Consider the following 11,573-nt stretch of genomic DNA (forward strand, 5'->3'; position numbering starts at 1 on the left):
TGGCTACCTTAACCCACCGTCTAAAGCCAGTGGGATTGCGGTAGCCTTATTTCAAGTCGAACGCACGTGAGACTTGGCACGCGATTCTGGTCAGCTTTGCTGACATTCACAATCCGCTTCTCTGCGTTCAAAAAAACATCCTCCCCGCAGGAAGGATGCTTCTTTACTTCACATCTTTCAGATATTTGTTTAATACATAGCCGGTCGCTTCGCCATATTTGATTTCTGCCCATCCATTATCCAGAACTCTGACTCTGGTCACTTTGTCACCTTTGTCAAGCATACCGATAATCTCTGCATCTTCGGAAGAATCTGCACGGACATTCAGCACATCTTTTGCTTTCATGACTTTATTGGCTTCCACACCGCTATCTTCTGCATCCGGAATCGTAATTTCTGTCTCCGGCTGATCCATCTCCTGGACAATCTTCTGAAGCTCATCGTTGCCGGAAACGATCTCCTGATACTTGTCATTTACATCTTTGATAAGAGCCTGTACATCGGAATTCTGGATTACTTTCTCGATATAATCGTTGGTGTCCTGATCAGACTTCCAGTCAGCAACACACAATCCGCCGTTCTCATCTGGTTTCAGATACAGACAGACCACACTCGGAACCAGTTCCTCGACATCGCCTACTTTTGCTTCATAATAAGCAAATACAACATAGGAATTGTCCACCGGACCTTTCTTGGAATACACAGCAATATTATTATAGCTCTGTATGATAGAACTCTCAATTTTCTGCTTATCGCTGTCACTTAAGGACTCTGTCATGCCTGACAGCGTATCCAGGTCTTTGTTGCCCATTGCTGTATAATATTTCTGCACAGTCTCAAGAACGGTCAGATCATTTTCTGTCAAAGCCTCTTCCGTCTCTGTCTGAGCCTGTGTCTCTGTGCCGGTCTCAATCGTCTGGCTTCCTGTCTCAGAATCTGATGTTTTCTTTCCGGAACCACCGGTCAGCTTCACTGCAAACACAATGACGATACCGACCAGTACGATTGCCAGTCCGATCAGGATATATCTGAGGTTATCTGACAGCCATTCTTTTAAACCACCCAAATTTCTACCTCCATTTGCTGTTGCGGTTTTTTCAAATATAAAAAACGCACCTGGAGGGATTCGAACCCCCGCCACATGGTACCGGAAACCATTGCTCTATCCCCTGAGCTACAGGTGCACATTTTATACATGAATGCTTCCGCACATACTCATGTAAAATCTTTCTTTTGGAAAAATTCTTTTTTACTATAACATGTTTTTTTCAAAAAGTAAAGCAAAATGGAGATTTTTCAGTAATCAGTGGGGGAAAGCCATCGTTAAATGATGCGTTTTGGCATCGTAGTGGTAGACCTGATCTGATAAAACCTCTTCCAAAGGCACCTGTGTGAGATTGATCTCACGCACCATGGAAAGCAACTCTGCGGCCTCCGGTGCTGCTTCTTCCGGAACCAGAATGCACTCGTGAACGCTGCTTGGCAGCACATAGAACGATCCCTCTAACAGTCTGGCTGCTTCCTGAAGAATATGATCATACAAAATGCCGCATGCCCCAAGACAGCGTTTCTCATTCGTCATCACGTACATCGGAATCTCTTCCTTCAGAAAATCCAGTTTTTCCCCTTCCGGAAGCATCTCCCTGATCAGCTCTGACATTTTATATACATGCATCGGCTGCTTTTCTCTGGTGTTTTCCCTGGCATATTCCCACAGTTCTTCTTTTGTGACCTCCCAGAAATCCAGATGCTCCTGACGGATCAGGATACTTCCGCTGCCAAACATCTCATTCTCAAGCACGTAATAAAAGACAACCGCAAGATCCAGATAAGGAATATACGGTACTTCCGCAAGCAGTTTTTCGTTTCGCCCTCTGCCGATGATTTTGCAGAAGATCTCGTTCTTTATATTATCAAATTTCAGAAAATGTCCTGCATCCAGCGATGTATTGTTTTTGCACTCCTGATAGATATGCTGAACTTTCTCCGCAAGCTCCGGAATCGTCGAGCCATCTCTGAACGCATGATAGTAATCTTCAAGATAAACAGAAGGGGATACATCATAACCGTTCTCCCGGATCAGGAAACAGTCTTTGGTAACTCCATTATTTTTCGTAACTTTATGAAACAGAATCGTCGCTTCCCCAATGCGGCTTTCTATTTCCTTTTGAAGATTTTCGATAAATTCTTTGTAACTCATACACAGTCCTTTCCTGCCATGCAGAAAAGCCCGGTTGAATGGATTTTTCTTTGTAAATTTACCGTTACATATTAGCATAATTTTTATCATATTGCAAGTTAGTTTTAAATATTTTTTTGATACATAAAAAATATGACTAATCAGAACGCACTATGTAAAATAAAAAAGTACCGTGCAAAATAGAAAAAGCAGTACATAGAAAACAGAACGCCATAACAATACGAAAACAATCTGCTGACACGCTGCGTTTCCTGTTCGGTTCGCTCGCCGATTAGCCGCCCTTCCGCCTAAACTCGCAGCTTTGCTGCTCAAACAGCGGCTCTTCAGGGCGGCAGCATCGCAAACCTCACGACGGAAGCCTTGCTACCGTCAGTGCGACTTGTTTTCGTACGGTTATGGCTGTGCTGTTTCACATGCACTGTTCATCGGATTCCGGCCGGAAATATCTTTCTGCATAGATGCCCCTGGCCAGCCAAGAACTTTGGGCAATGTGCAAAATGAACAATTCCCAAGAAGGTACTCGAACATGGCCGGTACTTTGCGACCGTATTTTGGTCGCTTACGTACCGCTGCCAATGTGAGGTAGCGAGAGCGTGCCTTCGGGGAATTCGTTCATTTGCACATTCATATTTTTCTACGCAGCTGCTACTGCATACTCCATCGCACATCATAAAATCCGGATGCATTGCTTTTCTTTGACGCACGCACCACTTTGATATAGTAAGTCCCTTTCTTCAAAGCAACCTTTTTCTGAAAATCTTTTGCGTCATTTTTCAGGGAAGCCATGCATATTCCATTTCTGCAACCCGGTCCGTAAAGATAGAATCGAAATGCATCGGTACCGATTGCTGCCAGCTCGATCTTGACTTTTCTGTTTTTCGCAAGCTTGAACTTGAACCAGTCTGCACTTCCTGCTTTTTCGCCTGCTGTCACAAGTCCGGATACTCTTTTCTTATGAGCAATCTGATACGCTGTCTTTTTACTGTCTCCTCCAAGGTCTTTTACTTTCTTTACTCCTGCCGAAAGAGAATAATAACTCTGATTCTTTACCTCAATATAATAAGTGCCCGGATTCACTCCGTAAACGATAAACTCTTCCGTGCTGACATAGCTTCTTTTATATGGCTCGAGAGACCGTTTCTTACTGTCACACAGGCGAACTGCCATACCATACGGTGTTCCGTCTTCTGCGATCGCCGCCCCTGCAACGATCAGGATGCCTTTTTTCTTTACTTTTACCCTGTGGTAAACAGTTCCTTTTCCACGTTTCATAGTGCCGATATGGATATACATACCGGAGCCGACACTTTCCATATTGACGGTTTTTGTCGCTGCTGCATAAGTCGTAGTTTTCATGCAGAGGACCAATACAAAAGCTGCCATCAGCATAAACAGCTTACGCACCATTGTATGTTCTCTTTTTTTACGCTTTTTCATTTCTTTTTCTCCTTTCCGCCTGTTTTGTTTTTCTTTCCTTTTCTCGCCTGCGAAGTACTTTGTCTCAGGGCAATTCCTGTGCTTTTATCATATCATATTCCAGACCCCTGCACAAGAATAAAGAATATGCCGGAGACATTCCCGGGGAGCGTTTATCTTAGCCGGAGACTGCACTCCCACTGAGACAAATCTGTTGCCCGCTACTTTAGAAAAGGAAGTCTTCTCCGACTAAAAAAACTGCAGCAGCATATCTTTCAATACACTGCAGCAGTTTGTTCAAGCCAAAGCATCTTCTTTGAATTCAAGTCGGCATAAAGCCATGATCTTTCTTATACTCTGGACAGATATTCGCCTGTTCTTGTGTCAATTTTGATCTTGTCGCCACGTTCTACGAACAGCGGTACGTTTACGTTAGCACCTGTCTCAACCGTTGCCGGTTTTGTTGCTCCCTGAGCTGTATCACCTTTGAATCCAGGTTCTGTCTCTGTGATTTCCAGTTCTACAAACAGTGGCGGTTCTACTGCAAATACATCACCGTTGATGGAACATACTTTTACCATTTCGTTGTCTTTAACAAATTTCAGTGCATCACCGATCGTGTCTTCGTTCAGTGCAACCTGGTCATATGTCTCAACGTTCATGAAATAGAACAGATCTCCGTCATTGTACAGATACTGCATATCTACTCTGTCGATACGTGCCTGTGGGAATTTTTCTGTCGGACGGAATGTTTTTTCTACTACACCTCCGTTGACAATGTTTTTCAGCTTTGTGCGGACAAAAGCTGCTCCCTTACCTGGTTTAACATGCTGGAACTCCAGAATCTGATATACGGTTCCATCAATTTCCAGTGTAATACCATTTTTAAAATCTCCTGCTGATACCATCTGATCTTCCTCCTTATTTTCGAAACGGACATCGCAATCCGCTTATAGCACTTCTGTTATCGGCTGTCCGCATAGTCTCATCTTATTTTATAATAAAACCTGCACTTTTTCAACTGTTTTTTACAGTTCTATCAGTTCTTTTGGTGAATGTGCAAGATTTCGGCACCCCTTTTCTGTGATCACGACCAGATCTTCGATCCTGACACCGCCAAATTCCGGGATATAGATGCCCGGCTCTACTGTCATCGTCATATTTTTCTGCAATACACTGTGGCATTTTGGTGACAGTCTCGGTTCTTCATGGATAAAAAGTCCGACGCTGTGCCCAAGTCCATGTCCGAAATACTCGCCATAACCTGCTTCTGCAATGAGCCCTCTTGCCACCTGATCGACTTCCGATCCCGTCTTTCCGGCACAGATCTGCTCCAGTGCCGCCATCTGGGCTTTCAGAACGATCCCGTAGATTTCCTTCTGTTTTGAAGAGGCTTCTCCAAGCACTACGGTACGTGTCATATCCGAACAATAGCCGTCATATCGGCATCCGAAATCCATGGTGATAAAATCACCCTTTTCCAGTTTTTTTGCGGTCGGTACGGCATGCGGCATGGCAGAATGAAGTCCGGATGCCACGATCGTATCGAAACTGTTGCCTTCAGCCCCAAGTTCCCGCATATAATAATCCAGCTTTGCCGCGATCGTAAGTTCGGTCACACCCGGTTTGATGTCTCCTAAGATTTTCTGAAATGCCTGATCTCCGATCGCCTCTGCTTTTGCGACTTTTTCAAGCTCTTCTTCTGTCTTGATGCAGCGAAGAAGATTGACTTCTTCGCCAAGCTCCATCCACGTTGCTTCGTCTTTTGTCGGACTGCTGATCTTTTTAAAGTCTGCACAGATCATCTGCTGATCTTCAAAACCGATCGTTTTTGCCTGATCTTTTCGGATACATTCTGTGATCAGCTCCCGGTAACCCTTCTCAGTGCTAACTTCCACAACGGCAAACTTCGGTGCCTCCTGTTTTGCCTGCGTGGTATAACGCGAATCGGTCATCAGCACTTTCTGATCGGCAGATATATAAAGATAACCGGTCGCACCGCCAAAACCACTTAAATATCGCATATTATATCCATCGGATATCAGAATCGCATCCAGATTTTTCTTTTTTAACAGCTCTGTCACTTTTTCTGTCATTCTTTTTCCCTGTCTTTCTTATAAAAATACAGAACAATCTTCTCCAGATAACGTTTGAGCACGATCTGAATCTCTTCTTTTGGATGGATCGGCTTAACCAGAATGGTGTGCATCCCTGCTCTTTTGGCACCCCAGACATCGGTAAAGAGCTGATCCCCCACAAACAGGCTGTCTTTTTCGGTGCAACCCATCATCTGCATTGCTTTCCGATAATTTTTCGTGGATGGTTTGTGGGCATCTTCGATGTATTTCCCTCCGATGGCATCCGCAAACGGTTTCACACGCGGAAGCTGATTGTTGGAAATCAGACAGTAATCCATGCCAAGCTCCCTCAAATGTGCAAACAGGGCTTTTGCTTTCTGATCTGCCGGTGCTCCGTGCGGAACCAGTGTATTGTCGATATCAAAGAGTACTCCCCGATAGCCTTTCTTTGCCAGTTCGGCAAAATCAATGCTGTATGTTGAGTCCAGATATTCATCCGGATAAAAACGTTCCACTAACATAAATTCTCCCATGTTCTTACAGTCTTTGCAATACATGCCTGAACCTGTAAGAATCGTTCCATTTTCTCTGTTATTTTCCCAGGAAATCCTGCATTGCCCCGAAATGTTCTTTCATCTGCTCTATGCCGTGCTGATAGAAATCTTCCAGAACTTCCGGTTTGGATTCCAGTCTTGAGACGGTCTTGCCCTGCGGCCGGATCACAAAAATCCTTCCTTCTTCCTCCCAGCGTTCCACCAGTTCCATGACTTCATTGTACTGATGTGCCCGGCGGCAAAGTGCCCTTGCCAGATTCGGATAATCCTTAAAAACCGTCTGATACATCAGAATATCCCGTTTGGATATGGTCTTGCGGTATCCTTTGTTTCTGGTCAGGATCAGAACGTTTTTGCGGTAACCGCTTCGCATGCTGTGGATCAGCGGAATAGAATCTGCAATGCCGCCATCCAGGTACGGCACCCCGTCGATCTCTACCATCGGTGTTACAAGCGGCATACTGCTTGAGGCTCTGCAAAGCTGCATCAGCCGGTCTCCGTCTTCTTTTTCGCTGTAATATTCTGCCTGACCGCTCTCGCAGTTTGTCACCACGATCTCACAGGTCATATCGGATGCAAAGTAAGTATCAAAATCAAAAGGATGCAGTTCTTTCGGATCTCGCTCAAAGATCAGATCCATGTCCAGCAGACTTTTCGTCTGGAAAAAGTTGTGAAAATTGATTATTTTCCCGTCCTCGCCGGAACGGATCATACATGCCTTTGTCCTCCCGGGCTGCCTTGAAACATAGTCCACTGCATTGCAGGAACCGGCAGAAACTCCGATCACATGCGGAATATAGTACTCCTGCTCCATCAGATAATCCAGCACGCCGGATGTGAAAACCCCTCTTTTTGCTCCTCCCTCAAGGATCAATGCTGCCTTCTGCATTTCTTTCGCCTCCTCATCGGTTTCTAAGTTGAGAGTATAGCTCAAAACTTTTCATCCCGCAAGTATATCTGTCATTTTTCTGTACATACTGAATTCAGAAATGTCTCTGGCATTCTTGCTGCGAGGTGTACATCATGCATCGCATAACCTGTTTTTGAAAGGAGCAAGCCCGTGAAAACAGAATTTCTTTTATTATCCCTGATTTTTTCCTTCACAGCCGATGTTCTTTTTCTGAAGACTCCCTTTGAACTTACGGCAATCTTGTTTTTTATCGCAGTACAGTACTGCCATCGCCGTCTGCAAAACGGTTCTTTGCTCTCTTTTACCGCCGGCGGCTTTTCTGGCATGTTCTTCCTGCTTTTGCTCTCTTATTTCTGGCATATAAAAAGCAGCCTCCTTACGGCGGCCGCCTTTTTCTATATCGCACTGCTGACCTGGAATCTGTGCAGTTCTTTTACGGTGAAACGACAAAATACGCCCACTCTGCTGCGAATCTGCCTTGTCATGCTTCTTGCCTGCGATCTGAATGTCGGATTTTTCAATCTGCCCCGCTTCTGTGGTGATCTTCCGCATTCTCTTGCTTTTTACTGCACGCACATCGCCGGAAAGCTGATCTGGCTTTTCTATCTTCCAAGTCAGTTAATCCTGCTTTACCTGTTCTTTTGCTTCCCCAAGAAGAATCCATCTTCCGTTCTTCTCTGATCCTTCTCTTTTAAGCCAGCCCTGCTTTTTCATTTTGTCGATATCACGCAGAATGGTACGCTTTGTGACCTGAAGCTCCTGCACCATAGCACTGATCGTGATGCGTTCGTTCTCTGCCATCATTTTCAGGATCTGCATCTGACGCTCCTGCGGTGTGAAACGTTCACCGTCAGCACTTTCTTTTTCCTGTGGATCACTTACATCCGTTTTTGAAAATGCTCTGTTTTCCGCTGCCAAAGGTGTCTTTACCACAATTTCTTTTACCGGTTCCTGTCTTGTTTTGCCGGATTTTTCTTTCTGCCAGGTCATCCGGCAGATGCCGTCGTGTTCTTCTTTTGTCAGTCCATAGCTGTCCTCTTCTGATGCAATACCAAACTCACAGAAATATTTCTTCAGCATCGGATTTCCGAAACGTCCCATGCTGACTGCAAACTCTGCGACAAGCTTCTGCGATGATGCCGTGATTTTTGCCGGATACGCACTCGTATATTCTCTGGACAAAAGAAATTCACTGACAAATGCTTTCGCCGTCTCTTCTCCGGCTGCCGGCTGCAGAAAACGGATCAGTTTTTCTGCCTCATCCAGAAGATTCGTCTCCATATTCAGACGCTGCGTTTCTCCGTCCACCTGCCGCTCACAGGTAACTGCCGTATTGGCGAAAAGATTGCGAAGCGTCATATCTTTTCCGAACAGAAGGCCTGCCAGAAGGCGAAGACCACGTTCTCCCGTCTCATAATTGATACCAGAAAGATTCATTTCTTTTAAAAGGGCATGATTTTCCAGCCTGCCAAACGGATGCTCTTCGTTTTTCATCAGCAGCAGTGCTTTTGCCCTCTCGATCAGACTGTCTGAAAGATCGTTTTCCCGCATAAACGGATAGATTTTGCGTTCTGTGTAAATCTCCTGTTTCTGCACATAAAGTCTTGTCAGCTCTTCTTTTCGTTCCACACGGATATTTTCTGTTCCTCTTCTTACAAAAACCTTTCCGCGAAGAGCATGGACATTCGCACTTTCCGGAACATTCAACACCAGGACATATTTGCCGTCCACGATCTCACGCACCGGTTCCATCTCAAACGGCGGCTGGAAGGTGTCTGCATTCTGAGTTGCCATCTTCAGTGCCTGGATGATATCCGGGATTGCCCGTTCTTTAAATCCATATACTTCACCGCTTTCATCTACTCCCAGCAGAAGTGTTCCGCCTCTGGTATTCAGAAATGCACAGATTGTCTCAAACACATTTGTATGGATTCCATCCTTGCAGCTTCTGAACACGGTATTTTCATTCTCTCCAACTGTGATCAATTTCTGTGCTATCATATTTTCCTCCTTCATGACGCACTTGCTGCGTCAATAATGGTAGATTTGGAAGTTAACTTCCAAACTTTTTCCGCCTGAAATTTCCGGTGGATCACAGATTCGCCTTCTTTAAGACGGTTTTTCAGTTCCTCTGTCTCACCAAATAAATCGCAAAATATCTGATATTCATCCACCAGCCCCTGACCGTGCAGCACCCTGTAGGCTCCGGCATCGCTTCCGGCTGCAAGCAGCACGCCCTTTTCCCAGGCACAGCTTACATTCGCCCTGGCAGAATCAAAAATCTTTTCCAGTTCTTCCTGAGGATATCTTCCACAGCCAAGCAGGTTGCCGGTCGTCACAAGCGTCGGTACCCAGACCGTCCCCTTCTCTTTCATGGCATCGATGCAGTCCCGGTCGATATAATTGCCATGTTCTATGCTGTCAGCCCCCGCAAGAGCTGCGGCACGTATGGCATCCGCCCCATTGACATGAGCCATGACCGCCATCCCCTCTTCGTGGGCAATGTGGATCAGTTCTCGGATTTCTTCCGGTGCAAGCGGCTCTTCTGACATCTGCCCGAACTGTTCATAAACCATGATCCCGGAGATCATGATCTTGATAAAATCTCCGCCGAGATCTTTTACTTTCTTTACCAGATCTCGGTATTCTTCCAGATCTTCCCAGGCACATCCGACGATCCTGCCGTAATGCCCTTTGCGATGAATGGCAAACATCGGGCTGCGGTAATCGATCCCATACTGTGGTGCGATCTTTGACGCATATTCGGACACATGCAGGGCATCTCCGCCATCTCTTACAAATGTAATCCCACGTTTCCGATACTCTGCAAATGCCTGCCGGATCGCCTCTTCGCTGACATGATTTTTATGCAGTGCCACTGCTTCTTTATAATTTCTGCCATTTAGAAAGATGTGAGCATGACATTCTCCAAACATTCGGTTCACCTCATTACATGCATCTTATTTTTTCTTTCTCTTCACACTCCATACGGACGGTACAAAAATCATCAGCATCGGGATCAGCTCCAGTCTTCCGGCCAGCATATCAAAGCTTAAAACCAGTTTGGACAAATTGGAAAATCCTGAGAAATTGCCGGCCGGTCCGACCAGTCCAAGTCCCGGTCCGACGTTGTTCAAAGTCGCTGCCACGGCCGTAAAGTTGGTAACCAGGTCTTTCTCATCCAGTGAAACGATCAGAACCGATGCCACAAAAATAATCATGTATAATGCAAGATATGCATTTACGGAACGGATAACTTCGGTCTCCACCGTTCTTCCTTCCATACGCACACGCTTGACGCTTCTTGGATGCAGTGCCAGTGAAATCTCACGTCCGATGCCCTTTAACAAAAGCAGGATACGTGACACTTTGATACCGCCTCCGGTACTTCCCGCACAGGCTCCGACAAACATCAGTGTCACCAGGATCGTTCTGGAAAAACCCGGCCACTGGTTGAAATCCACCGTACTGAATCCGGTGGTCGTGATGATCGATCCAACCTGAAATGCTGCATGGTGAAATGCCTGAAACAGACTCGAAAATCCCCCGGAAATATTGAAGGTGATCGCCAGGATGGAAGCCGCTATGATCGCCAGATATGCCAAGACTTCCGTCATACTGGAAACCTGCTTGATCTTTTTCTTCAAAATGCAGAAGTAGAAGGTAAAGTTGACACCAAACAGGATCATAAACGTAGTGATGATGCCCTGCTGCAGCATCGTATAGCCTGCACACCCATCACTTTTTATCGAAAATCCACCGGTACCGGCCGTACCGAATGTAATGCAGAGGGTATCAAACAGCGGCATTTTGCTGATCAACAGCAAAATGATCTGAATCAGCGTCATACCAAAATAAATAGCATAAAGAATTGCTGCCGTATAGCGGATCTTCGGCACGAGTTTGCTCACGTTCGGTCCCGGACTTTCTGCTTTCATCAGGTGTACGATTGTTCCATTTCCTTTATTTGGAATAAAAGCAAGGATAAAGACCAGAATTCCCATACCTCCTACCCAGTGGGTAAAACTTCTCCAGAACAGACTGGCACGTGAAAGTGCCTCTACATTGGTCAGAATACTGGCTCCTGTAGTTGTAAAACCGGAACTCACCTCAAAAAATGCATCGAAAAAATTCGGGATTTCTCCTGTCAGCATAAACGGGACTGCCCCAAATACAGAAAACCAGATCCATACAAGTGCAACTGCTACCAGACCTTCTTTGGTATACAGAGTAATCTTTTTCGGCTTGCGAAGTGTGCTGACCCCGCAGAATAATGCACAGATCCCACAGGAGATCAGATAAGAAGAGAGAACACTTTCCCCGTAGATCAGCGAAACCAGGATCGGAAGCAGCAGAAAGAGTGCTTCGAACCCGCTCGCCATGCCAAGTATGTAAAAAATCATTCCATAATTCAT

11 protein-coding genes and 1 tRNA gene are annotated in these 11,573 nt (G+C 45.5%); all 12 read right to left on the bottom strand.

Annotated elements, in window-relative coordinates:
- Window positions 1-163: 163 nt before the first annotated feature.
- On the bottom strand, window positions 164-1,066 hold the full coding sequence (locus ACLTL4_RS05390) for an SH3 domain-containing protein (protein WP_173896003.1): 903 nt from the start codon (window positions 1,064-1,066) through the stop codon (window positions 164-166).
- 45 nt (window positions 1,067-1,111) lie between these two features.
- Window positions 1,112-1,184 (bottom strand) — tRNA-Arg (locus ACLTL4_RS05395).
- Window positions 1,185-1,303: 119 nt separating this feature from the next.
- Entirely contained in the window at window positions 1,304-2,200 is an 897-nt protein-coding gene (locus ACLTL4_RS05400; protein ID WP_147631735.1) for a DUF5688 family protein, read from the bottom strand.
- A gap of 645 nt (window positions 2,201-2,845) precedes the next feature.
- Complete coding sequence (locus tag ACLTL4_RS05405; RefSeq protein ID WP_412290664.1) at window positions 2,846-3,637, bottom strand: PPC domain-containing protein; 792 nt, start codon at window positions 3,635-3,637, stop codon at window positions 2,846-2,848.
- Between the two features lie 329 nt (window positions 3,638-3,966).
- The gene (efp, locus tag ACLTL4_RS05410) at window positions 3,967-4,524 is read right to left on the bottom strand and encodes an elongation factor P (protein WP_022119940.1); all 558 of its coding nucleotides are present in this window, start codon (window positions 4,522-4,524) and stop codon (window positions 3,967-3,969) included.
- A 120-nt stretch (window positions 4,525-4,644) separates the two neighbouring features.
- A complete protein-coding gene (locus ACLTL4_RS05415; RefSeq protein ID WP_022119941.1) occupies window positions 4,645-5,712 on the bottom strand; it encodes a M24 family metallopeptidase in 1,068 nt (355 codons plus the stop codon).
- Window positions 5,709-6,215: a YqeG family HAD IIIA-type phosphatase gene (locus tag ACLTL4_RS05420; RefSeq protein ID WP_022119942.1), complete on the bottom strand. Its 507-nt coding sequence runs from the start codon at window positions 6,213-6,215 to the stop codon at window positions 5,709-5,711. The genes ACLTL4_RS05415 and ACLTL4_RS05420 overlap by 4 nt, the downstream gene beginning before the upstream one ends.
- A gap of 70 nt (window positions 6,216-6,285) precedes the next feature.
- On the bottom strand, window positions 6,286-7,137 hold the full coding sequence (locus ACLTL4_RS05425) for a patatin family protein (protein ID WP_412320307.1): 852 nt from the start codon (window positions 7,135-7,137) through the stop codon (window positions 6,286-6,288).
- Window positions 7,138-7,329: 192 nt separating this feature from the next.
- Window positions 7,330-7,518, bottom strand: coding sequence for a hypothetical protein (locus ACLTL4_RS05430; protein ID WP_412320308.1), 189 nt, complete (start codon window positions 7,516-7,518; stop codon window positions 7,330-7,332).
- 258 nt (window positions 7,519-7,776) lie between these two features.
- On the bottom strand, window positions 7,777-9,159 hold the full coding sequence (locus ACLTL4_RS05435) for an RNA-binding domain-containing protein (RefSeq protein ID WP_412290668.1): 1,383 nt from the start codon (window positions 9,157-9,159) through the stop codon (window positions 7,777-7,779).
- Window positions 9,160-9,170: 11 nt separating this feature from the next.
- Window positions 9,171-10,094, bottom strand: a complete 924-nt coding sequence (locus tag ACLTL4_RS05440) for an amidohydrolase family protein (RefSeq protein ID WP_412290670.1) — start codon at window positions 10,092-10,094, stop codon at window positions 9,171-9,173.
- A gap of 24 nt (window positions 10,095-10,118) precedes the next feature.
- Window positions 10,119-11,573: a TrkH family potassium uptake protein gene (locus tag ACLTL4_RS05445; RefSeq protein ID WP_173897391.1), complete on the bottom strand. Its 1,455-nt coding sequence runs from the start codon at window positions 11,571-11,573 to the stop codon at window positions 10,119-10,121.

It is taken from the genome of Hominisplanchenecus sp. (assembly GCF_046967715.1).
Taxonomy (GTDB): domain Bacteria; phylum Bacillota; class Clostridia; order Lachnospirales; family Lachnospiraceae; genus Hominisplanchenecus; species Hominisplanchenecus faecis.